This is a genomic window from Dickeya undicola (assembly GCF_000784735.1).
Taxonomy (GTDB): Bacteria; Pseudomonadota; Gammaproteobacteria; order Enterobacterales; family Enterobacteriaceae; genus Dickeya; species Dickeya undicola.
Genome location: NZ_JSYG01000022.1, coordinates 191,220 through 214,414 on the forward strand (window position 1 = coordinate 191,220; position 23,195 = coordinate 214,414).

Consider the following 23,195-nt stretch of genomic DNA (forward strand, 5'->3'; position numbering starts at 1 on the left):
GTTGATTCATAATGAATGACAATACGAGTGAAATACTAACAGCGCTGGGTTCGGCGACCATTTATGAGGCGCAGGGTGCTATCGGAGCCTTGGATGCAGGTATTAAGCCATTAGCACGCGGTATGAAAATGGCCGGACCGGCATTCACTGTGGACATGCGACCGGGTGATAATCTGATGATTCACTATGCGCTGTTACAGGCCAAAAAAGGCGACGTACTGATTATTAACTGCCACGGTTTTATTGAGGCGGGAGTATGGGGAGATGTATTAACGACACAGGCACAGTTTATCGGTCTGGCTGGTTTGGTCGTTAATGGCGCAGTACGAGACAGCGATGCCATTATTGACGCCGGTTTTCCTGTCTTCTCACGAGGTATATCTATTAAAGGCACCGGTAAGCACCAGCCTGGAAAAGTGAATGAAGCCATAGTGATAGGGGACTGCATTATTCATCCTGGTGATATGGTTGTTGGCGATTCAGATGGTCTGGTTGTTATTGATAAAGACTGTGTTGCTGACGTTATTCATCTGGCGAAAGCCAGAGAGGAAAAAGAAAATAATTATAAAGAAAAAATAAGTAATGGAGCGACCACTGCAGAGTTGATGGGACTGAGTTCCATATTTCATGATTTAAATTTAGTATGAGGTAATTTATGAGTCTTAGTGTTGAACAGGTTAATGCGAGGAACAAACCAACCCACCACCGGTGGTGGGTTGCGGCACTGTTCTTTCTCATTTATACCGTTGCTGCAGCAGACCGGGCGAATTTAGGCGTAGCGCTACCGTTTATTCGTAAAGAATTTACCATGACGAATGCGCAAGCTGGTGCGTTAGTGAGCCTTTTCCTGATCGCGTATGCGTTCATCCAGTTACCTTCGGCCTGGTTGATAGCCCGCTTCGGCGTCAGAAAGGTGTTCACCACCTCGATGGTTCTCACCTCGATAGCGACTGCAATGACGGGGTTGGTCGGCTCGATTTTGCAACTGAAATTATGCCGTGTACTGTTGGGGATTGCTGAAGGCCCATTGCCAATAGGTGTTACATCAACAATTAATAACTGGTTTCCTTCTCGTGAAAAAGGCATCGCGTCTGGGATTTTTCTCTCATCGATCAAACTAGGTCCGGTGATTACGCCAATCCTTGGTTCGATGATCATCACGCACTGGGGCTGGAAGGAAATATTTCTGTTCTTTGCGCTACCAGGATTATTGTTACCCGTACTGTGGTTTTGTTTTGTGAAAGATAAACCTGCTGAGTCAGGCTTCGTTAATCAGCAGGAACTGGACCTGATTAATGAGAAGCAGCGTGGTAATGCTGCGGCTGTGAATAATGAAACCTATAAAAGAATACCTTACCTCGATACCTTCATTCGTGTCAGAAATATCAAAGAAATAACAACGGAGAAAGCGATTTATTCATCCTGGAATGTGCTGGGGTGTAGTTTCGGCTATTGCTGCCAATTGGGGATCTCCAGTTTGCTGTTGGCCTGGATCCCGACTTATCTGCTGACAGAAAAAAATCTGTCGGTGATGGGAATGGGGTTTGTGGCTGCCGCGCCTTGGGTAGGGGCTGTGCTGGGCAACCTGCTAGGTGGAGTGCTTTCGGATAAGGTGTTGGGCAAACGCAGAAAACCCGGTATGTTGATATCCGCGTTGTCAACATCACTGATGATGCTTTGCCTGGTCGCTGTACCGGCCAGCCCGGTGATATGTGCAGTGCTGCTTTTTATGACGGGATTACTGTTGAGCATCGGTTTTTCCGCTTATATGGTCTACCCCATGTCTTTTATCGCCAAAGATAAGTTTCCGGTAGCGAATGCGCTGGTAAATATGGGCGGTCAATTGGGCGGCGCTGCCACACCGTTTATTGGCGGGCTTATTCTTGATTTCTATGGTTGGAACAGTGTGTTCCTGTTTATGTCGGCGATATCCATCTTCACATTCCTGGTTGTACTGACTATTGACGAACCCATGAAGGTGGCATAACCACGATCTCTGGCAGTTTTTTTCGATGCTCTTCCTGTCTTATTTTTTCAATGCTAACCCGCGTTGACTTTTAAAATAAGAGAGCTAATCGGGAATGGTGTCATGTTGTTAGTCACCAGTGCAATTCCATAGCCGGTTATGACATTAACCGGCTATTTTTTTCATGGTTTCAATAAAGGAGTGAATGTTCGGGTTTTTGTTCTTGGGGTGGTAAATAGCATAAATATAACTCGATATTTTAAAGTCTTCGATGGGAAGGAAAATAATATCCTGTCTATTATTGGGTATGGTGGTTTTCCCCACCAGTGTTACCCCCAGCCCTGCACCGACTAATGCCAGTGCGGTATGAATTTCGATTGCTCGGTGTGAGATGGCCGGTACACAGTGGTGTTTCTTGAACATGTCAAAGATGCGAACCGAAAAACCACTCTTTTGGTCGCTCGGGAAAATGATAAACGGTGAATTGCAGAAGTCTCTCAACGTAATAAATTTCTTTCTTGAAAGATAGTGATTTTTCGGGATAGCTGCGACCAGTGGGTCAACCATAATAAGTTCATGGCATAATTCGCTGCTGACGAAGTTATCATTATCCATTTCACGAGTGATGCCGATATCAATAGCCTGATTGCCGAGCATCTCAGGTTGGTATTCCGAGAGTACTTCCTTGAGGTGAAGATTGATATGACCGTAACTGTCTGCGAAGTGTTTAATCGTTTCTGGCAGCAGGTTAAACATGACTGAGCGAACAAAACCGAGTGTGAGTGACGTTGATTCGCTATTCATGTATTGATAAGCATCGGTTTCTAGTTTTTCAAAGTTAAATATCAGTTCCTGAGCCCGCTGATATAAAAATTCCCCGAGTCGGGTTAATGTCATGGGTCTTGAGCTGCGGTTAAATAACTCTCCATTTAGCTCTTTTTCCAATGCGGATATCTGCATACTTATCGCGGTAGGGGCGAGAAAAAGTTGTTTTGCGGCCTGGCTGGCGCTGCCGGTTTCGACCACCTTGCAGAAATACTGAAGCTGCTTAATATTCATGCTTGCTCTCCGGCTGACTCTGGCATGTTTTATCGTCATCTCAGTATATCAATACTGGGGTTATAGCGGCACTATTACTGTAATTTTCAGGAGATAGAATACTGCATCTGTAATGTCATATTGGTTTGGATAGTCCTGTTCTTGAAATAACGGGCGATGCTGTTACAGCAATTGACTATTCAGCAAAGGCCATAGACGCCGTGAATACAATCAAATATTAATGTGGTTTTAAATCGAAATGTCATTGCACCCGTGTCTGGTTTTGTTGAATAAATCTGACGTTTATACCCAAAATAATTCGAGTTGCAGGACAAAACGTATTGTGTTGTTGAACAACGCGAAGCGTTGGCCTTTAGAGCAAGGCTCATTTGAGCCTTGTAACGCGGCAAGTGAACGACAAATTCGTTGGGGACGAATTTGACCAGCCAACGGCCGGCCTCCGGTGAGAGACAGGATGTCTCTCATTTAATCCCGATGGCAAAGCAAAAGCATAACCTCACTAACTGGCCTGCATACAACAAGACGCTCAGGTAATACGATTCGCTGGCGGTATAGCTTGATGAGCCTGCTTGCGCTTTATGGCGTTGATCACGATATTTGAACGTTGTGGCTGACCGCTTGCCGGAGCGCTCCATCAAAATGAGCTGCCGAAACCATCGTAGTGGCCTCGGCAGAGAAAATAAACGCGGCTTTGCTGTTGTTATTGGTAAGTGATGACTTATCAATACGCGGGGACTTGAGGATGATACGGATCCAGCGTGGGCAACACGACTGGAGAACCGTAGCATTCGCATCATCAAAGCCTGAGGTTGAACATGACGTTAGAGTTTCAGTACCTTTAATTCATACTCCTGTGGGTCGGCAATATTGATCAATTTACCGACCTGAGATAAATCCCCTTTAGAAACCACACTACTAATATTGGTATCTGGAAAGCGCAGATTTTTCACCAAATGCACTACTGTAGGTCGGCCTTTGTTATCAATGTCGAGGATCCAGCCAAGGAATCCTGCTGAGAATTTGGCCAGACTGCCGATGGGATAAGGGCCATAAATCTGGATATATCTTACGAGCTGTGATTTGTCGTAGGCGTCAAGTGCATCGTGAATTTTACGATATGCCTCTAATGGTGTTCGCGGAGAAACGCCGTTACGCGCATGACGTAATCTGTTAACGGCTTTGATCACGGAAACCAATCTGATGAGAGGCGAGAGTTGGGTTCCCTGTTTACCCGCCGGATAGCCGCTACCGTCAAGACGTTCATTGGCATTCTCTATCACTTCACGGCAAACTGGGCTCATTTCCCAGCCGAGTTCACTCAATTTTTGGCACAGTTCAGCAACATGGCCGCGCAGTATTGTTTTCTGGGCCGGGTTCATGTTGACCTTCAAAGAAGGAAGATGCGCATTGATGAGCAGGGGTTTGCCCATCGTATGCAGCAGCGCACCCAGTACGGCTTCGCGTATTTGTGGATCGTGTTGATCGTGAAGCAACAGCATATCAGCCAACGTGCCGGAGACTTGTACTGCATGTCGAACCCAGTCGGCTTCGTCACGCAGGAACGATAAAGCATATAAGAGTGCCTTACGATCCTTCTTGACCAGATATAACAAGGTATCAACACAGTCGTAAAAAATATCCAGCGGTAACTGGTTACGCGTTTTTACATACATTAGCCCAATTTGGATATGGTGAGCGACTTCTAATACACCGCGCTCCGCAGGGGTTTGGCGTGTGCGCTTCTCGCGCTCCTGATGTTCCCGTAACAGAATACTTTTCTCCCTGGCACTTGGTGTGAACAGTGAGGATGGATAGATCATACTGCCAGTAATACCGGTACGAAAGGCGGCTTCTCTTTCAACTTCATTGGTACACTGGAACAGTGCTTCAGATTGCGATGAAGATAAATTAATGAATTGGACACCAATAACGGCATAGCCGTTATTGCCAAAGGGGCGCATATGGCGAATTTTTCCTTCAGCAAAGAGTGTGGTTCCATTTGGAAACTCTATAGTTATCCCTGGGATTTCATGGTTGACTTCCACCGAGATACTCTCGACAAGATCAATCTCTACTAAACAGCCACCCCTTGAGAGATTACGTAATTTTCCCGCTATCGTAAGTACATGACGATAGATTTCAATATGAACACGAGCTTGCATTCCGAGAATAAAAGGTATGCGAATCCCTCCCCGATTTTCATGAATGAATACTGAATCGGGAAGTTGACACTCCAACCGGTATAACAGACTGTCAACTTTAAATAATTTGGTTGGTATATTGGTCAAACTATAAGTTTCTCTCTCGTTGTTTTCTACTCCCTTTAGTGCTTCAAGATCAAAGTTCAAACCACCCTCATCAAGGTAGTGTTCAATATCAGCGCCACTGTATTCAACCTCTAATATCATGCTACTGGTATCCAGGCTGAGCTCTCTGACATCGGCTTTTAGAGGATACGGCATACTTTTGGCATAAATTGACATTGCATGAGGATGTTGAATTAGCGAGCGAATGACATTATTCGGCGGGGGGGCGTAATGCTCCGTCATACGATATCCCTCTTTGTATAGGTAGACCCTGGTGTTTTAGTCGGTTTTTTGTTTTTACTGAATTACAAGAAAATTATTGATGAATGGAAACCATAATGTTCAAAAAAAGTCATGATTCATTTATTAAAGGTAAACATCAATGCTGCATATAAGAAAATAAATTCAGCATTTCCTTCATCCTAACAAGGTTTATACATGCTTACAATGGCTGTACCTTTACGCGAAAGTGGTATGATCTCAGATGAAAATCATGAAAAATCATAATATTCCGATAAAAATAAGTTTTTTATATTGATTTAATCAAAAGCTACATAATTTATCACTTTTTGTATATAGTTTTAAACGATCGTTAATTTGTTCATGATAGTCTTTACCTATTGGATTGGTGTTATTGATCATTTAAAACAATTTTCAAATACTTAGCCTAAATGTATAAAATTTATGAGGGGATATTTTAAGCGCCAAATTCGCTTGGAGAAGGAGCAAAACAGCAAGATGAACACGACGATGCTATATGTGAATGGGCGGCGGATTTGGCTAAAAGCAGAGTATCAACCCATCATCCACTTACCTGAAAATAGAATATTCAGATATGAGACACTTGCTCGATTTTACCGTTCAAATGGCGAATTGCTTCCTACACAACAGATGATAGAAGAGATTGAATCCTGTGGGCTGATTAATGAAGTTACAGATTTCATCTTTGATGTTGTTTGCCGAGTAATAAGGTTTAAGAAAACATTATTGATATCTTTTAATTTTTCTCCTTACATATTTAACAATATTGAGTACCTGGATAAGTTGCATGAAATATGCGTGAATTATGGTGTTAATCCACGGAGTATCGAAATTGAATTCAGTGAAAAAATCACACTGAAGCAGTTTATAGAGGGAGAGGCATTTTTAAGAAAGGCCAAAGAGTATGGATTTATGATCTCGCTAGACGATTTTGGTGCTGGGTGCTTGAAGATAGACAATCTTGCTTTGTTTAATTTCGATACAATTAAGATTGATCGCTCCATTGTGGATGGAATTGGTACGGATTTCACTAAATTAGAAAAAATGCAAAATTTATTGCATAAATTAATTCCTTTGGGTGCCAATATCATCTATGAGGGTGTTGAAAAGGCTGCTGATTTAAATAAGTTAAAACGCTATTTACCCATTTTTATTCAAGGATACATTTTCTATCGTCCTTTGACATTTCAGCAGCTAAAACTGCTTGAGAATTTTTAGATTTTTCGATAGCTGGTCGAGCTTAGCTTTTACTTAAACAGATTAGCATGGTGAACGTATCAAGCCGTTTGATGACTCGGCTACTTCTCAGCCCTGCTGCATTCCGCGCTGGCGAAATTAACCAATATGTTTACGGTGAGGGGATGACGTGTCGCTACCGCTATCTTTTTCCCACCATTGACCTTTTTAGCCAATCTTTCCAATAATGGCGTTCGTTGACTCGGGGTGCCGCTTTTCTGTCATGGAAAACGGCTGAGATATACCCGTATTACCTGATCTGGATTATGCCAGCGTAGGGAAGTCACGGTATCTCACCGGTGCCGCCTTCTTTCACGCCGGTTGGGAGGTTTATGAACGCTCGACCTGTACTTTTCCCTGCCGCGTCCGTCGCGGATTCCCTTGATGCTTTCCGTTTGCACGCACCGCTGGTGCACTGCCTCACCAATGAGGTGGTGCAGGGGTTTACTGCGAATGTGTTGCTGGCGCTGGGTGCTTCGCCCGCGATGGTGGTGGACGCGAGTGAGGCCGTACAGTTTGGCGCGCTGGCGGACGGGTTACTCATCAATCTGGGCACGCTGGAAGCCGACCGCGCACAAGCGATGCGCGCGGCGGTCGCGAGTGCCATCGAGGTTGGTACACCCTGGGTGCTAGACCCGGTCGCGGTAGGTGGCCTGCGTTTTCGCACCGAGTTTGCTTTTGAATTGTTGGCGATGAAACCGACAGCGATCCGTGGCAACGCTTCCGAGATCATGGCGCTGGCTGGCGAACGGTCGGCCGGGCGCGGGGTGGACAGCGGTAACGATGTGCTGGCGGCACTGCCTTCAGCCATTGCGTTGGCGCGCCGCTGGGCCACCTGTGTGGCGGTAACCGGCGAAGTGGATTACGTGACCGACGGCGATCGGGTACTGGCTATCCCCGGTGGCGACCCGCTGATGACGCGGGTGGTCGGCACCGGGTGTGCGCTGTCGGCGGCGGTGGCTGGTTTCTGCGCTTTGGAGGGGGACCGGCTCAGTCATGTTGCCGCCGCCTGTGCGGTGATGTCGCGTTGCGGGCAGCAGGCTGCGGCGCAGGCACGTGGGCCGGGGAGTTTCATCCCCGCGTTTCTGGATGCGCTCTATACCCTAAATCGGGAGGCGCTGGCATGAAACGCATCAACGCGCTGACTATCGCGGGCACCGATCCGAGCGGCGGTGCCGGTATTCAGGCTGACCTGAAAACATTCTCGGCATTGGGCGCTTACGGCACCAGTGTGATTACTGCCTTGGTGGCACAGAATACGCGAGGCGTACAGTCGGTCTACCGCATTGAACCGGCGTTTGTCGCAGCCCAACTGGACTCGGTACTGAGCGATGTCCGTATCGATAGCGCTAAAATTGGCATGTTGGCGCAGACGGATATTGTGGAAGCGGTGGCGGACCGGCTGCAACGCTACCCGGTGCCGTATGTGGTGCTGGATACGGTGATGCTGGCGAAAAGTGGCGATCCGTTGCTGGCACCGGAAGCGGTGGCAGCGGTACGTCAGCTACTGTTGCCGCGGGTGTCGCTGATAACCCCCAATTTGCCCGAGGCGGCGGCGCTGTTACAGTGTGAACCTGCCAACGATGAACGGGGTATGCGCAGGCAAGGGGATGCGCTGCTGGCGATGGGGTGCCAGGCGGTGCTGATGAAAGGGGGTCATCTGAGCGACAGTGAAAGCCCAGACTGGCTGTTTATGCCGGATGCGGAGCCGGTGCGGCTGAGCGCGCCGCGCGTCAACACCCGGCATACCCACGGCACCGGCTGCACGCTGTCGGCAGCGCTGGCGGCGTTGCGCCCGCGTTATGACAACTGGCCGGATACCCTGGCCGCCGCGCGGGCGTATCTGCAAGGCGCGCTGGAGCAGGCGGATTCGCTGGAAGTCGGCCACGGCATCGGCCCGGTACACCATTTTCACCGCTGGTGGTAAATGCCCCCTCTCGACACCAGCTATACCCAACAGGACAAGGCTCATTTGAGCCTTGTCACGCCGCCAGCACACCTGCAACGTGAAATATGACCGGTATATAAGAAAATCAGATAAATAGTAAAAAATATTGCATAGACAGCCTGTTCATGACCCGGTAATTTTGTGATCTGGATCAGGTTATTGCCTGCGGGCCGGGCTATCGAATGCCGGATTTGGGGTGATGTTTTTTCTGAGCGATCGTTCTCTCTGAATGGTCGTTTTTCTCTGAATGAGATTGTTGAGGAGATACTCATGGCGGGTTCAGCGCGAGCGGTCCTGATTGCCAAAGGGTTGCAGACCATACTCAATTTTGGCCTGTTGGTGCTGGCGGTGATTCTGGTCGTCTTTCTGGGTAAGGAAACCTGGCATCTGGCTACGGTACTGCTGGTCAGCAATGAGAAAGAGTCGTCTTACATGCTGATCGAAAGCCTGGTGATTTATTTTCTCTACTTCGAATTTCTGGCGCTGATCGTGAAGTATTTCCTGTCCGGTTATCACTTCCCGCTGCGTTATTTCATCTACATCGGCATTACTGCCATCGTGCGGTTGATCATCGTCGACCATAAAAACCCGGCGGACACCTTCACCTACGCCGGGGCGATTCTGATACTGGTGATCACGCTCTATCTGGTTAACAGCCCGCGCCTGAAGCGGGAGTAGCCAGAAAAGAAAAAGCCAGCTCAAGGGAGATTGAGCTGGCCAAGGAGGTGGTTCCTAGTAGCTTAACTACGCTTATTTTTCGTTTTGTATTTTCTCAGCGCTGCAATAGTAACCAGTTAGCCAGACCATTGATGTGATCAGATTCTAAAAAATGTCACAATTGGCACCATACTGTCACTTTTTTGTTATTTTGCGTGCGGATTGCGGGTGCTCGTACCCGGCAGATTACGCAGCAACAACGCAAACTCCAGCGCGATGTCGTCCGGCACCGGCAGATACACCGTATGACCATCGCCTGGTGCAACATCGATCGGCTGACCTTTCTTGTTAAGCAGGGTGTCGATAGTGAACTGGACGTTGCCGCCCGGCGTCATCATTTCCACGCTGTCGCCGCGGGAGAACTTGTTCTTGACCGCCACTTCCGCCAGCCCATCGCGTCGCTCGCCGGTAAACTCCCCGACAAACTGCTGCTGGTCTGATACCGAGTAACCGTAGTCGTAATTCTGGTAATCCTCGTGGACGTGACGACGCAGGAAGCCTTCGGTGTAACCGCGGTGCGCCAGCCCTTCCAGCGTTTGCAACAGCGTTGGGTCGAACGGTTTGCCCGCGGCGGCATCGTCAATGGCGCGGCGATACACCTGCGCGGTGCGGGCGCAGTAGTAGAACGATTTGGTGCGCCCTTCGATTTTCAGTGAGGCGACCTGCATGTTGGTCAGGCGTTCCACGTGCTGAATGGCGCGCAAGTCGCGCGAGTTCATGATGTAGGTGCCGTGTTCGTCTTCAAACGCGCTCATGTATTCGCCCGGACGCTGCTTCTCTTCCAGCATGAATACCTTGTCGGTGGGCGCGCCGATACCCAGCGTTGGCTCCACCGTAACGGCGTCGAGCTGTGTGACGGCAATCGGCTCGTGGATATGCACGATGTTGCCTACCGTGTCTTCTTTGCCTTCCTGCACGTTGTATTCCCAGCGGCAGGCGTTGGTGCAGGTGCCCTGATTCGGGTCGCGCTTATTGATATAACCGGACAGCAGGCAGCGGCCGGAATAAGCCATGCACAGCGCGCCGTGGACGAAGATTTCCAGTTCCATGTCTGGCACCTGGGTACGGATTTCCTCAATCTCTTCCAGCGACAGCTCGCGCGATAGGATCACTCGGCTCAACCCCATCTGCTGCCAGAATTTCACCGTCGCCCAGTTTACCGCGTTGGCCTGTACCGACAGGTGGATTGGCATCTGCGGGAAGTTTTCCCGCACCAGCATGATCAAGCCGGGGTCGGACATGATCAGCGCATCCGGGTTCATTTCGACAACCGGTTGCAGGTCGCGCAGGAAGGTTTTCAGTTTGGCGTTATGGGGCGCGATGTTAACCACCACGTAGAATTTTTTACCCAGCGCGTGGGCTTCGCTAATGGCTTGCGCCAGCGTTTGGTGGTTGAACTCGTTGTTGCGCACACGCAGGCTGTAGCGGGGCTGGCCGGCATAAATTGCATCAGCGCCATAGGCAAAGGCGTAACGCATATTCTTCAGCGTACCGGCCGGAGAGAGTAATTCCGGTTTGAACATGGTGTTTTCTCAAGTCTGATCACAGGTCAGGCTGTTCCCGGACGGGAACAGTAAAGGCGGCAGATTCTAACGCCAACGGCGGGAAAAATCAGTAGTCAGCTTACAAAAAGTAAGTCTATTGGCGTACAGGGCTGTAAACGGCCGGACAACCGCCCGGCCGTTACGGCGTCAGGCAGTACGAATACCGGCAGAGGGGCCGACCAGCTCGCGCTGGTGCGGGCGGTCAAAGTCCACCAGCGGCCCTTTCGCGATGATAGCGGTAGGGTTGAGCCAGCGAATGCTGTAATAACCGTTTTTGATGTGGTCCAGCTTGACCGTTTCTTTGACCCCCGGCCACTGATACAACTCGCGCAGGTAACCAGAGAGGTGCGGGTAATCCTCCAAACGGCGGATGTTGCATTTGAACGCGCCGTGGTAGGCGGCGTCAAAACGCACCAGCGTCACGAACAGCCGCCAGTCGGCCTCGGTCAGCGTGTCGCCTGCCAGATAGCGGTGGTGGGCCAGGTGGGCTTCTACCGTATCCAGTGAGGCAAACAGGTTGGTTACCGCCTGGTCGTAATGCGCCTGAGTTTTGGCGAAACCGGTTTTGTACACGCCGTTGTTGATGTTGTCGTAAATCAGGCTATTCCAGCGGTCGATTTCCGGTTGCAACGCTGTCGGGTAAAAGTCCAGCCGGTTACCGGTCAGATCATTGAAGGCGTGGTTGAGCAGGCGAATGATTTCTGATGACTCGTTATTCACGATGCGGCCTTCTTTGCGGTCCCACAGCACCGGCACCGAGACTTTGCCGGTGTAGTGCGCATCGCTGGCGGTGTAGAGCTGGTGAAGATGACGCACCGGCGCTACTTTGTCACCAGCATCCTGCGGGGTGCTGAATTCCCATCCCTGCTCGCCGATGCAGGGTTCCGCCACCGACAGCTGAATGACATCCTGCAACGCTTTCAGGTTCCGGTAGATAATCGTGCGGGATGCCCACGGGCAAAGGTACGAGACGAACAGTTGATACCGCCCGGCTTCCGGCACGAGAGCCGTTGCACGGAATAAGGTTTCCTGACGGTGAAACGCACCGCCTTTGATTTCTTCGGCCGCGACATCACCATCGACCCATTTACCATCCACTAATCCCGACATGCTTACCCTCATCATGATTATTATGTTCAATGATTATGCTAGCAGCCGGACACCAGGAGGAAATTGCAAATTTTTAACCGAGTCGAACAGTTTCTTTGACGGCTTGCTCGTATGTAACGGTAAATCCACCTACATTTCCTGGCTGGCGGCGGCTTCCCAGCGGTAACCAATGCCGTACACCGTGCGGATAAATGACGTTTCCTGGTCAAATACTTCCAGTTTGCGGCGCAGGTTCTTGATGTGGCTGTCGATGGTGCGGTCGGTCACTACCCGGTAGTCGTCGTACAGATGGTCGAGCAATTGTTCGCGCGAAAAGACCCGTCCTGGTTCGGCGGAGAGGGTTTTCAGCAGCCGAAATTCGGCGGGCGTCAACTCCAGATGGCGGCCAAGGTAGCTGGCCTGATAGCGGTTTTGGTCGATCAGCAGCGCGGGCAGCACATCACCCGGCAGCGGCTCATGTTGCCAGCGGCAGCGGCGCAGCAGGGTTTTCACTCTGGCGACCACTTCGCGCGGGCTATAGGGTTTGCAGATGTAATCGTCGGCACCGATTTCCAGCCCCAGCAGCCGGTCGATTTCATCGGAGCGGGCGGTAACCATGATGATCGGCACGTTGGAAAACCCACGGATGGCGCGGCAGAGCGTCAGGCCGTCACGGCCCGGCAGCATCAAATCCAGCAAAATGAGCTGGCAGTGATGTTCCCGCACCCAGGGTTCAACCTCGTCGCCCTGTGTTAGCCAATGGGTACGGTAACCCGCCGACTGCAGGTAATCCACCAGCAATTGGGCCAGTTTGGGCTCATCTTCAACGATCAGCACCGGCAGGTTTTCATCACCAGCCGCTGCAGGAGACGATGCTGTCATGTCGGTTACCTGTCTTATCAGGATAGGTGCAACGGAAGCTCGACGGTGATTTGCACGCCACCGAGCGCTGAATGTTCAGCATACAGGCGTCCATCGTGCGCCTCAACGATATTGGCGCAAATCGATAACCCCAGACCCGAACCGCCGCTGGCGCGGTTACGCGAGCTTTCCGCGCGGTAGAAACGTTCGAAGATCAGCGCCAGCTGTTCATCACTAATGCCGGGAGCACTGTCGCGCCAGTGAATAATCAGCCGTTGCTGGCGCAGTTCGGTTTCCACCTCCAGTTGGCCCTCGTTGTCCGTATAACGCAGGCTGTTTTCCATCAGGTTGTTGAACAGTTGGTTCAGGCGGTCCGGGTCGCCAAACACCACGGCCTCGGGGTGAAGGCGGGTAGTCAGTTGGATGCCTTTTTGCTGAAAACGCTCCCGGAATGCGGCCACGGACACCTGCAACAAGGCGCTGGCGTTGACAGCGGCCTTGCGATAAGCCAGCGCACCCAGGTCGGACAGCGACAGCTGATGCAGGTCATCTACCAGTTTGGTCAGCAACACGACCTCAGACTGTAACGAGCTGAACGCGGCGGCGTCCGGCCGACGCACGTCGTCCTGCAATGCTTCCAGTTCGCCGCGCAACACCGCCAATGGGGTACGTAGTTCGTGGGAAATATCTGCCATAAACGCACGGCGCGACTGCTCATTTTTCTCCAGCGCCGAGGCCAATTGGTTAAAATCTTGCGCCAGCCGGTCCAGTTCATCACGTTTCCCGGCGGTGACTCGGGTGCTGAAATCGCCACCGGCCAGTTGGTGGATGCCGTTGACCAGCCGCTTGACGGGGGCCAGCAGGCCGCGTGACATCATCCAGGTTACGACGGCGGCCAGCAAGGTGGTGAAGGCGACAATCAGCCAACTGGTGCGCTGTTGCTGGCGATCGAAATTGATATCGGCGCTGCGGGTCAACCCTTCTACCGGTGCGGCCACCAGCCAGCCGACGACGTGATTATTCACGGTCAGTGGCTGCCAACTGCTGCCAGCGGGCATCGAGATCGGTGGGCCGATCAGGCGACGGCGGTTTTCATCCATGATCCAAAATCGGGTTCGCCAGCCCTGCATCGCTTCGTCGTTGTTCTGCTCCATCGACCGCAGCATGGGAAAAATACCGCGTTCGTTATTGTGCAGAAAATCCCAGTTGCCGTACTGCTGGTATTGTTCTTCCAGCCAGCCGCGAATTTGCACCACCCGCTGCTCGTTACCGTGGCGAATATAGTCGATAAACCCTTTCTCGAAACTGAGCCGGACGCCAAAGTGCATGATAACCAGCACCAGCATACAGGTGGAGAAAATCGCCAGAAATAGCCGGGCGGTAATGCCAAATCTCATCATTCACCTCATGAAGAACGCGTCAGCGTCGACTGTTGAACGGTATCGGGCGGCACCCGGTTAAAAATCAGCGCTGGGAACGCCATCACCACTACCATACAGAGGTAGGTGTAAAGGAAAACGGTGTGGGTTTCCGGTGCGCCGCTCACCAGATGCTGATTGGCGAAAATACCCAGTAACAGACCGGCGATGGTCACCCCCATACTGGTGGATAACTGCATCGACATCGACAGCAGGCTGTTGCCACCGCTAGCCAGAGAGTCGGGTAGGTCTTTGAGCGTCAAGGTATTCATGGTGGAAAAGCGAATACCGTTTACCATGCCCACCAACAGCAGCACGACCGGCATCATCCAGTACCAGCTCATGAGTGCCACCAGCGCAAACAGCAGGGTGGCGAGCGCCAGCGTCAGGGTGGAGGCGATCAGTACTGCGCGGTAGCCGAACCGGTTAACGATAATCACTACCAGCCGCTTCATTCCCATGTTACCCAGAACCAGCGGAATCATCATCATACCGGCGTGAAACGGTGTGTACCCCAGCCCGATTTGCAGAAAGACCGGGGTCATGAATGGCAGCATACCGCTGCCGATGCGCGCCAGCCAACCGCCAAACAGCCCGATGGTAAAGCTGCGGGTATCGAACAGGCGCAGGTTGAACAGTGACTGCTCATTGCCTTTGGCGTGCAGCCAATACCCCAGCAGCGCCAGTAAGCCAGTCAGCACCAGTGCGCTTAGGGCGGGTGCCGACAAACCGAGGCTTTTTTGCCCATCCAGCGCCAGTGTCAGTGTGCCCATCGCGATGACCAGACAGACAAAACCGCGCAGGTCGAAACGGCGCGGCGGCATGGTGAAATTCGGCATCAGCCACCAGGTGGCGAGGGCACCAATCAGGCCTACCGGAATATTGATCAGGAAAATCCAGTGCCAACTGGCGTACTGCACCAGAAAGCCGCCGAGCGTCGGCCCCATTAGCGGGCCGATTTGTCCTGGCAGCGTGACGAAGGTCATCGCCGCCATGTACTGATCGCGCGGCACCAGCTTCATCACCGTTAGCCGACCGATCGGCACCATCATCGCGCCACCGATGCCCTGAAGCACGCGGGAAAGTAGCAATTCGTCCAGGGTACTGGAGCGGGCGCATAACAGCGAGCCGAAGCTGAACAGCACGATGGCGGAAAAGAAGACGTTCCGCACGCCTAACCGGTCCGCCAGCCAGCCGCTGGCGGGCAGCATCATCGCCACCGTCAGCACATAGGCGACGATCACGGAATGCATACGCAACGGGCTTTCATTGAGGCTGATAGCCATGGAGGGCAGGGCGGTGTTGACGATGGTGGTGTCCAGCGCTTGCATAAAAAAGCCGAAGGCCACAATCCACAATTGCCAGCGAACAGAGGCGGGCTGATTGTTCATGCGTGGTGCTACTCCTGGGAATATCCTGTCCCTTGCAGGTGCCGGGGCGAACCCCGGCGAGTTGTTACAGTTACGGCTGGTGCGGCATCAGACCGACGGTTCGGTATGCGCGGTGGTGTCAGTGCGTTTGCGGCGTCGCCATTGCAGGCTGTCAAAGAACAGGTACACCACCGGCGTGGTGTACAGCGTCAGTAACTGGCTCATCACCAACCCGCCGACGATGGTGATACCGAGCGGCTGACGCAACTCTGAACCGTCGCCGCTGCTCAATACCAGCGGCAGTGCACCGAACAGCGCCGCCATCGTGGTCATCATGATCGGGCGGAAACGCAGCATACAAGCGCGGAAAATGGCTTCGCGCGCCGACAGTCTCCCTTCACGCTGCGCCACCAGCGCAAAGTCCACCATCATGATGGCGTTTTTTTTCACGATACCGATCAACAGCAGAATGCCGATCAGCGCGATCAGGCTAAATGGCTTGCCAAACAACTCCAGCGCCAGCAGCGCACCAACACCGGCAGACGGCAGGGTCGAGAGAATAGTTAGCGGATGCGCGACATTCTCATACAGTATCCCCAGCACGATATAAACCGTCAGGATCGCCGCGATGATCAGCACCACCTGCGAATGCTGTGATTGCTGAAACGCCAGCGCGGTGCCAGCAAACTGGCCCCGCACCGTGGGCGGCACGCCCAGCGCGGTCATGGTACGTTCGATGGCGGTGGTGGCGTCCGACAGGCTGGCACCTTCTGGTAAGTTGAACGAGATCGTGGCGGCAGCCGACAGCCCCTGATGGTTCACCGCCAGTGGTGCGTTGGCCGGTTGCCAGCGGGTGAAGAACGACAGCGGGATTGGCTTGCCGTCGTTGTTGATCACAAACATCTTATCCAGTGAGCCTGGGTCCTGGGTGTAGGCTGAGTCCACTTCCATCACCACTTTGTACTGGTTCATCGGTTGGTAGATGGTGGAGATCTGGCGCTGTCCGAAGGCGTTGTTCAGCAGTGAGTTAACGCTGGAAACGTTGATACCGAGGCGCGCCATCGCGTCGCGGTCGTACACCATCATCAGCTCGGCACCTTTGTCCTGCTGATCGGAGCTGACGTCCGCCAGTTGTGGCAGCTTGCTCAGGGCATCGCGGATTTTCGGTTCCCAGGTTCTCAGCACCGACAGGTCATCCGACAGCAGTGAGAACTGGTAACCAGCATTGGCCTCACGCCCGCCGATGCGCACATCCTGTACCGCCATCAGGTACAGATTGGCACCCGGTTCTTTTGCCAGTTTGGCGCGTAGCCGGGTAATCACCTGTTGGGCGCTGACATCACGCTGGGCCAGTGGTTTCAGGCTGATGAACATCGAGCCGCTGTTGGTACGCATACCGCCGGTGAAGCCCGTAACGTTATCCACTGCCGGGTCTGCGCGCACGATGGTCATGAAATCCTGTAATTTACGCTTCATCGCCTGGAAGGAGATACTTTGGTCGGCCTGGATAAACCCCATCAACCGGCCAGTATCTTGCTCGGGGAAGAAGGTTTTAGGAATGCTGATGTATAACCAGACACTCAGGCTGATAGTACCCAGCAGCACCATCATTACCCAGCGCGAATGGTTCAGCACCCAGCGCAGGCTGCGGCCGTAACCTTGCTGTAGCCCAAGCAGCAGCCGGTTGAAGCCACGGGCACGCGGCTGGCTACGGGGTGCATGGGGGCGCAGCAGCCGGGCGCACATCATCGGTGTCAGGGTGACGGACACCAGCAATGAAATCAGGATTGCTACCGACAGCGTAATCGAGAACTCACGGAACAAACGCCCCGGCAGACCATCCATGAACAGCAGCGGAATAAACACCGCGATCAGCGACAGGCTCATCGACACCACGGTGAAACCGACCTCCCGTACCCCTTGCAATGAGGCTTGCAGCGGTTTCATACCCGCTTCGATATGGCGGGAAATGTTCTCCAGCACCACGATAGCGTCATCCACCACGAAACCGGTGGCGACGGTCAATGCCATCAGCGACAGGTTGTTCAGACTGAAACCGCACAGGTACATGGCGGAGAAGGTGCCAATCAGCGACACCGGCACCGCAATGGCGGGAATCAGCGTGGCGCGCCCGGAGCGCAGGAACAGAAACACCACCAGAATCACCAGCGACACAGCGATAGTCAGCGAGCGCTCTACATCGCGCAGCGAGGCGCGAATAGTGGGCGAACGATCCTGCGCGACATTCAGGGTGATTGACGCGGGCAGCAGGGCTTGCAGTTCCGGCATCGAAGCGCGGATGGCATCGACGGTGGAAATGATATTGGCGTCCGGTGCGCGGCGGATCATCACCAGCACGGCCGGTTTGGCGTTGGTCATCCCGGCGTTAAGCACATTTTGCACGGAGTCTTTTACTGTTGCCACGTCGCTCAGGCGCACCGGTGCACCATTGTTGTAGTGGACGATAAGCGAGCGATAGGCGTCGGCGGTTTTCAGTTCGTCGTTGGTCTGAATCTGGTAATGCGTGCTACCGCTGTCGACGCTGCCGAGCGGCTGACGCACGTTGGACTGGGCGATCGACTGGCGCACCGCGTCCAGTGACACTCCCTGATTGAACAGCGCCTGCGGGTTGAGCGCGACCCGTACTGCTGGCAATGAGCTGCCGCCGATGGTGACGTCGCCGACACCGTCAATCTGCGAGACGCGCTGGGCAATCTGGGTGGAGGCGTAGTCGTACAACTGGCCGGGACCGTAAGTGTCCGATGTCAGCGTCATGATCATGATCGGCGCATCGGACGGGTTCACTTTTCGGTAATAAGGGCGGCTTGGCATACTGCTCGGCAATAGGCTCTGAGCCGCGTTGATCGCTGCCTGTACGTCACGAGCCGCACCGTTGATATCGCGATCCAGCGTAAACTGCAGGATGATGCGGGTATTACCCAGCGAGCTCATCGACGTCATTTCATTCACACCGGCGATGCGGCCCAGTGAGCGCTCCAGCGGCGTCGCCACCGACGACGCCATGGTTTCCGGCGACGCGCCGGGCAAGGTGGCGGTGACCGAAATCACCGGATAATCCACCTGTGGCAGCGGTGACACCGGCAGCAACTGATAGCCAAGCAGGCCGCACAGCGCTATCGCCAGCGCCAGCAACGTGGTGGCGACCGGGCGATGGATAAACAGCGCGAAAAACTTCACTGTGCTTCCCCTTCCTGCGGCTGGCGGCGACGCAGGCGATGCGCCAGGCGGTCAAACAGCAGGTAAATCACCGGCGTGGTGAACAGCGTCAGCACCTGACTCATCACCAGACCGCCAACCATACAGATACCAAGCGGGCGGCGCAGCTCCGCGCCGACACCGGTGCTGAACATCAGCGGTACGGCACTGAGCAGCGCCGCCATCGTCGTCATCAGGATCGGGCGAAAACGCAGCAGACAGGCCTGATAGATGGCTTGATACGGCGTCATACCCTGTTCGCGTTCAGCGGCCAGCGCAAAGTCGATCATCATGATGGCATTCTTCTTCACGATACCGATCAGCAAAATGATGCCGATGATGGCGATGATGTTCAGATCGCTACCAGCGAACATCAGCGCCAGCAGTGCGCCGACCCCGGCGGTCGGCAGGGTGGACAGAATGGTGACCGGGTGGATAAAACTTTCATACAGCACACCCAGCACGATATACATCGCCACGACCGCAGCCACTACCAGCCAGATGGTGCTGGTCAGCGCTGACTGGAACGCCAGCGTGCTGCCCTGAAAGCGGGTAATGATGTCGCTGGGCAACTGCATCTGCTGCTGCGTTTGCTGAATGACCTTCACCGCATCCCCCAGCGCGTAGCCGGGTGCCACATTGAACGAAATGGTGGTAGAGGGGAACTGATCGATGTGGTTGACTGACAGCGGTCCCTGACGCTCTTCCACCGAGGCGATGCTACTGAGCGGCACCACGCCGCCGCTGCTGTTGATAAGCCTGATATCGTTCAGCGCTGCCAGTCCGTTGCTGCTGTCATGGTGCTGTTCCAGCACCACCCGGTATTGATTGGATTGGGTATAAATGGTGGAGATCAGTCGCTGGCCGAAGGCGTTGTACAGCGCGCTGTCCACCTGCGACATGGTGATGCCGAGGCGGCTGGCGCTGTCGCGGTTGACCTTGAGGTAGGCTACCGCGCCGCCGTCCTGCCAGTCGCTGCTGACATCCTGCAACTGCGGCAGTTTCTGTAGCTCGGCGGTTAGCTTCGGCACCCAGATGCTGAGTTCATCCAGTGACATGGTTTGCAGGGTGAACTGATACTGGGTGCGGCTGACCTGGGTATCGATGGTCAGGTCCTGCACCGGTTGCAGATAAAGCTGAACGCCGGGCAGAGCGGACGTTTGTTGTTGCAGTCGCTCAATTACGCCCTGAATACGGTCGCGGCGTTCATCCAGTGGCTTGAGATTGATCTGCAATCTGCCGCTGTTGAGCGATGGGTTGGTGCCGTCGACGCCGATAAATGACGAGACGCTTTCCACCGCCGGGTCCTTCATGATCAGTGCGGTGACCTGCTGCTGTTTGTCCACCATGCCAGAAAACGAGATGGTCTGCGACGCCTGGACCGTGCCCTGAATGATGCCGTTGTCCTGTATCGGAAAGAAACCTTTGGGGATCACGATATACAGCAAAATGGTCAGCACCAGCGTGCTCAGTGCAACGCCGAGGGTAATCCACGGGTGACTAAGCACCCGCGTCAGCCCGCGACCGTACCACGCTATAACCGTGTCAAAGAAGCGCTCGCTGGCGCGGGTAAAACGATTCTGGCGGCTCAGCGACTGGTGGCTGAGCAGGCGAGCACACATCATAGGCGTCAGCGTCAGCGACACCACGGCGGAGATCAGGATCGACACCGCGAGCGTAACGGCGAATTCGCGGAACAGACGGCCGATGATATCGCCCATGAACAGCAGCGGAATTAGCACTGCGATCAACGAAAAGGTCAGCGAGATAATGGTAAAGCCGATTTCCCCTGCGCCTTTCAGCGCCGCTTGTAGCGGTTTTTCACCTTTCTCGATATAGCGGGCGATGTTTTCGATCACCACGATGGCGTCATCCACCACAAAGCCGGTGGCGATGGTCAGCGCCATCAGCGTCAGGTTGTTGATCGAGAAGCCGAGAAAATACATGGCGGCGAAGGTGCCCACCAGCGACAGCGGCACCGCGATACTGGGGATCAGCGTCGCCACCGCGTTACGCAGAAACAGGTAAATCACCATGACCACCAGCGCGATAGCCAGAATCAGCTCGAACTGCACATCGTCTACCGATGCGCGGATGGTGGTGGTGCGGTCGGTGAGCAGAGCAACATCCACCGACTTGGGTAAACTGGCTTTCAGCGTTGGTAGCAGGCTACGGATATGGTCGGCGGTGGCGATCACATTGGCCCCCGGCTGACGCTGAATGTTGAGGACAATCGCCTGATTCTGATTGGCCCACGCCGCCAGGTGGGTGTTTTCCGCCGCTTGTTCTACCGTGGCGACATCTTGCAACCGCACTGGCGCGTTGTTTTTCCAGGTAATGATCAACTGGCGGTAGTCGTTGAGCGAACGCATCTGGTCGTTGGCGGATAGCGTGACCGCGCGTGCCGGGCCGTCAAAACTGCCTTTGGGCGTGTTGACGTTGGCAGCGGTGATGGCGGTGCGTACTGTTTCGCTGCTCAATCCGTAGGCGGCAAGTGCACCCGGATTCAGTTTGACCCGCACCGACGGCCGTTGTCCTCCGGCCAGGGTGACCAGCCCAACGCCTTCCACCTGGGATATTTTCTGTGCAATGCGTGTTTCGATCATATCCTGCACCTGCGTCAGCGGCAGGGCGGTGGAGGTGACCGCCAGCGTCATGATCGGCGGGTCTGCCGGGTTGACCTTGCTGTAGGTGGGTGGAAACGGTAGATCGGTAGGCAACAGATTAGTCGCGGCATTAATGGCTGCCTGTACATCCTGTTCTGCGACGTCCAGCGATAGTGATAATTGGAACTGTAACGTGATCACCGACGAGCCGCCGGAGCTTTGGCTCGACATCTGTTTGAGGCCGGACATGCTGCCAAACTGGTGTTCCAGCGGCGCGGTAACCGCCGAGGTCATGACGTCCGGGCTAGCACCGGGATACAGCGTAACCACCTGAATCGTCGGGTAATCCACCTCCGGTAGCGCGGAAACCGGCAAGGCACGATAGCCGACGATCCCGGCCAACAGGATGGCGATCATCAGCAGCGTGGTGGCGATTGGCCGGAGAATAAACAGGCGCGACGGCCCACCGCCGTCAAGCGGTGCGGCGTCCTGTAACGGCGTCGTCTCCTGCATCAGGATTTCTCCGCTTTATGCTGACGTTTTTCCGTGCCGGCGGTGGATTTGGTATCTACCGCCGCAGGCGCCAGCACTTCAACGCGCGCGCCTTCAGTCAGGCGATCGATCCCGTCGGTGACGACTCGCTCGCCAGCGTTCAACCCGGTCGAAACCACGGTTTGCTGGCCGTACTGAATACCGGTGGTGACGAGGTGTTTACTGACCTGATCCTGGTCATTCAGTACCCAGACAAAGTGCCCGTCGTTACCCATCTGGACCGCAGCTGACGGGGCTACCACCACATTTTGCAGGGTATCCACTTTCATCTTGATGTTGACGAATTGGTTAGGGAACAGCGCATCGTCGGTGTTATCGAAGCGGGCTTTCAGTTTGATAGTGCCGGTGGTGGTGTCGATCTGGTTATCCATGCTCAACAGCCGCCCCTGAGAGAGAATGTGCTGATTGGCACGATCCCAGGCTTCGACCAGTACCGGCTGACCGGATTTCTGTGCTTTCAGTACGGTGGCGATATCGCTTTCCGGTACGGTGAAAACGGCATCGATCGGGTGTGTTTGCGTCAACACCAGCAGATTATCGGTGCTGGTGATGTAGTTGCCGATATCAATCTGGCGCAGACCAACGCGGCCGCTAAACGGCGCGGTGATGCGGCTGTAATCCAACTGCAATTGCGCGCTGGCGACCGAGCCCTGATCCGATTTCACCGTCGCTTCATACTGGCGCACCAGTGATTCCTGGGTGTCCAGTTGTTGGCCGGAAACCAGACTGGTTTTGGACAGCTGCCGGTAGCGGGCTAAATCCTGACGGGCATTGACCAGCAGCGCCTGATCTTTGGCCAATTGCCCTTGCGCCTGCGTCAATGCGACGTCGAACGGGCGAGGGTCGATTTCTGCCAGCAAGTCACCTTCCTTGACCTGCTGGCCTTCCTGAAAGTGGATCGCCATCAATTGGCCGCTGACCCGACTATGCACCGTGACGGTATTGGCGGCGGTAACCGTACCCAGACCCGACAGATAATAAGGTACAGAGGACGAAGAGGAGAGCGCCGCCTGGACTGGCGGTGGCGCGCTGGAGCCGCCGCGACG

The 23,195-nt window shown here is 53.9% G+C and carries 16 protein-coding genes and 1 riboswitch; of the genes, 6 read left to right on the plus strand and 10 right to left on the minus strand.

The annotated features are described in order from the left end of the window. Positions 1–11 precede the first annotated feature (11 nt). Both OB87_RS11965 and OB87_RS11970 read left to right on the plus strand, forming a co-directional pair. The gene (locus tag OB87_RS11965; protein WP_033569643.1) at positions 12–647 is read left to right on the plus strand and encodes a 4-carboxy-4-hydroxy-2-oxoadipate aldolase/oxaloacetate decarboxylase; all 636 of its coding nucleotides are present in this window, start codon (positions 12–14) and stop codon (positions 645–647) included. An 8-nt stretch (positions 648–655) separates the two neighbouring features. Further along, positions 656–1,987, plus strand: a complete 1,332-nt coding sequence (locus OB87_RS11970) for an MFS transporter (RefSeq protein ID WP_033569644.1) — start codon at positions 656–658, stop codon at positions 1,985–1,987. A 144-nt stretch (positions 1,988–2,131) separates the two neighbouring features. Here OB87_RS11970 and OB87_RS11975 read toward each other — a convergent pair whose 3' ends face one another. After that, entirely contained in the window at positions 2,132–3,025 is an 894-nt protein-coding gene (locus OB87_RS11975) for a LysR family transcriptional regulator (RefSeq protein WP_050515702.1), read from the minus strand. Between the two features lie 821 nt (positions 3,026–3,846). Beyond that, the gene (locus tag OB87_RS11980) at positions 3,847–5,574 is read right to left on the minus strand and encodes an HD domain-containing phosphohydrolase (protein ID WP_033569645.1); all 1,728 of its coding nucleotides are present in this window, start codon (positions 5,572–5,574) and stop codon (positions 3,847–3,849) included. Positions 5,575–6,069: 495 nt separating this feature from the next. Between OB87_RS11980 and OB87_RS11985 the strand changes: the two genes are divergently transcribed. The 4 genes from OB87_RS11985 to psiE all read left to right on the plus strand — a co-directional run bounded on the left by OB87_RS11985 (position 6,070) and on the right by psiE (position 9,454). Then, positions 6,070–6,810 carry an EAL domain-containing protein gene (locus tag OB87_RS11985; protein ID WP_033569680.1) on the plus strand — a complete coding sequence of 247 codons (741 nt, stop codon included), beginning with the start codon at positions 6,070–6,072 and terminating at the stop codon, positions 6,808–6,810. 211 nt (positions 6,811–7,021) lie between these two features. Continuing rightward, positions 7,022–7,126, plus strand: a riboswitch (TPP riboswitch). 34 nt (positions 7,127–7,160) lie between these two features. Continuing rightward, positions 7,161–7,955: a hydroxyethylthiazole kinase gene (gene thiM, locus OB87_RS11990; RefSeq protein ID WP_033569646.1), complete on the plus strand. Its 795-nt coding sequence runs from the start codon at positions 7,161–7,163 to the stop codon at positions 7,953–7,955. Next, the gene (thiD, locus tag OB87_RS11995; protein WP_033569647.1) at positions 7,952–8,755 is read left to right on the plus strand and encodes a bifunctional hydroxymethylpyrimidine kinase/phosphomethylpyrimidine kinase; all 804 of its coding nucleotides are present in this window, start codon (positions 7,952–7,954) and stop codon (positions 8,753–8,755) included. The genes thiM and thiD overlap by 4 nt, the downstream gene beginning before the upstream one ends. A 291-nt stretch (positions 8,756–9,046) precedes the next feature. After that, on the plus strand, positions 9,047–9,454 hold the full coding sequence (gene psiE / locus OB87_RS12000) for a phosphate-starvation-inducible protein PsiE (protein WP_033569648.1): 408 nt from the start codon (positions 9,047–9,049) through the stop codon (positions 9,452–9,454). A 185-nt stretch (positions 9,455–9,639) separates the two neighbouring features. On the opposite strand, the gene trhP is transcribed toward psiE, so the two are convergent. The 8 genes from trhP to OB87_RS12040 all read right to left on the minus strand — a co-directional run. Continuing rightward, the gene (gene trhP / locus OB87_RS12005; RefSeq protein WP_033569649.1) at positions 9,640–11,016 is read right to left on the minus strand and encodes a prephenate-dependent tRNA uridine(34) hydroxylase TrhP; all 1,377 of its coding nucleotides are present in this window, start codon (positions 11,014–11,016) and stop codon (positions 9,640–9,642) included. A 168-nt stretch (positions 11,017–11,184) separates the two neighbouring features. Next, positions 11,185–12,147: a glutathione S-transferase family protein gene (locus OB87_RS12010; protein ID WP_033569650.1), complete on the minus strand. Its 963-nt coding sequence runs from the start codon at positions 12,145–12,147 to the stop codon at positions 11,185–11,187. Positions 12,148–12,276: 129 nt separating this feature from the next. After that, on the minus strand, positions 12,277–13,008 hold the full coding sequence (baeR, locus tag OB87_RS12015; RefSeq protein ID WP_033569651.1) for an envelope stress response regulator BaeR: 732 nt from the start codon (positions 13,006–13,008) through the stop codon (positions 12,277–12,279). Between the two features lie 17 nt (positions 13,009–13,025). Next, positions 13,026–14,384, minus strand: coding sequence for an envelope stress sensor histidine kinase BaeS (baeS, locus tag OB87_RS12020; protein ID WP_033569652.1), 1,359 nt, complete (start codon positions 14,382–14,384; stop codon positions 13,026–13,028). An 8-nt stretch (positions 14,385–14,392) separates the two neighbouring features. After that, positions 14,393–15,796 carry a multidrug transporter subunit MdtD gene (gene mdtD, locus OB87_RS12025; RefSeq protein WP_033569653.1) on the minus strand — a complete coding sequence of 468 codons (1,404 nt, stop codon included), beginning with the start codon at positions 15,794–15,796 and terminating at the stop codon, positions 14,393–14,395. A gap of 87 nt (positions 15,797–15,883) precedes the next feature. Continuing rightward, positions 15,884–18,973 carry a multidrug efflux RND transporter permease subunit MdtC gene (gene mdtC / locus OB87_RS12030; protein WP_033569654.1) on the minus strand — a complete coding sequence of 1,030 codons (3,090 nt, stop codon included), beginning with the start codon at positions 18,971–18,973 and terminating at the stop codon, positions 15,884–15,886. Beyond that, a complete protein-coding gene (locus OB87_RS12035) occupies positions 18,970–22,110 on the minus strand; it encodes an MdtB/MuxB family multidrug efflux RND transporter permease subunit (protein ID WP_033569655.1) in 3,141 nt (1,046 codons plus the stop codon). Before OB87_RS12035 ends, mdtC begins: the two co-directional genes overlap by 4 nt. Next, on the minus strand, positions 22,110–23,195 hold a 1,086-nt coding region (locus tag OB87_RS12040), incomplete at its 5' end, for an MdtA/MuxA family multidrug efflux RND transporter periplasmic adaptor subunit (protein ID WP_033569656.1). The genes OB87_RS12040 and OB87_RS12035, both read right to left, overlap by 1 nt.

Coding starts and splice junctions, on each gene's coding strand:
- thiD (WP_033569647.1), top strand. CDS start 7,952: ATGAAACGCATCAACGCGCTGACTATCGCGGGCACCGATCCGAGCGGC.
- trhP (WP_033569649.1), bottom strand. CDS start 11,016: ATGTTCAAACCGGAATTACTCTCTCCGGCCGGTACGCTGAAGAATATG.
- OB87_RS11975 (WP_050515702.1), bottom strand. CDS start 3,025: ATGAATATTAAGCAGCTTCAGTATTTCTGCAAGGTGGTCGAAACCGGC.
- baeR (WP_033569651.1), bottom strand. CDS start 13,008: ATGACAGCATCGTCTCCTGCAGCGGCTGGTGATGAAAACCTGCCGGTG.
- OB87_RS12035 (WP_033569655.1), bottom strand. CDS start 22,110: ATGCAGGAGACGACGCCGTTACAGGACGCCGCACCGCTTGACGGCGGT.
- OB87_RS11970 (WP_033569644.1), top strand. CDS start 656: ATGAGTCTTAGTGTTGAACAGGTTAATGCGAGGAACAAACCAACCCAC.
- OB87_RS12010 (WP_033569650.1), bottom strand. CDS start 12,147: ATGTCGGGATTAGTGGATGGTAAATGGGTCGATGGTGATGTCGCGGCC.
- OB87_RS11985 (WP_033569680.1), top strand. CDS start 6,070: ATGAACACGACGATGCTATATGTGAATGGGCGGCGGATTTGGCTAAAA.
- thiM (WP_033569646.1), top strand. CDS start 7,161: ATGAACGCTCGACCTGTACTTTTCCCTGCCGCGTCCGTCGCGGATTCC.
- psiE (WP_033569648.1), top strand. CDS start 9,047: ATGGCGGGTTCAGCGCGAGCGGTCCTGATTGCCAAAGGGTTGCAGACC.
- OB87_RS11965 (WP_033569643.1), top strand. CDS start 12: ATGAATGACAATACGAGTGAAATACTAACAGCGCTGGGTTCGGCGACC.
- baeS (WP_033569652.1), bottom strand. CDS start 14,384: ATGAGATTTGGCATTACCGCCCGGCTATTTCTGGCGATTTTCTCCACC.
- mdtD (WP_033569653.1), bottom strand. CDS start 15,796: ATGAACAATCAGCCCGCCTCTGTTCGCTGGCAATTGTGGATTGTGGCC.
- OB87_RS11980 (WP_033569645.1), bottom strand. CDS start 5,574: ATGACGGAGCATTACGCCCCCCCGCCGAATAATGTCATTCGCTCGCTA.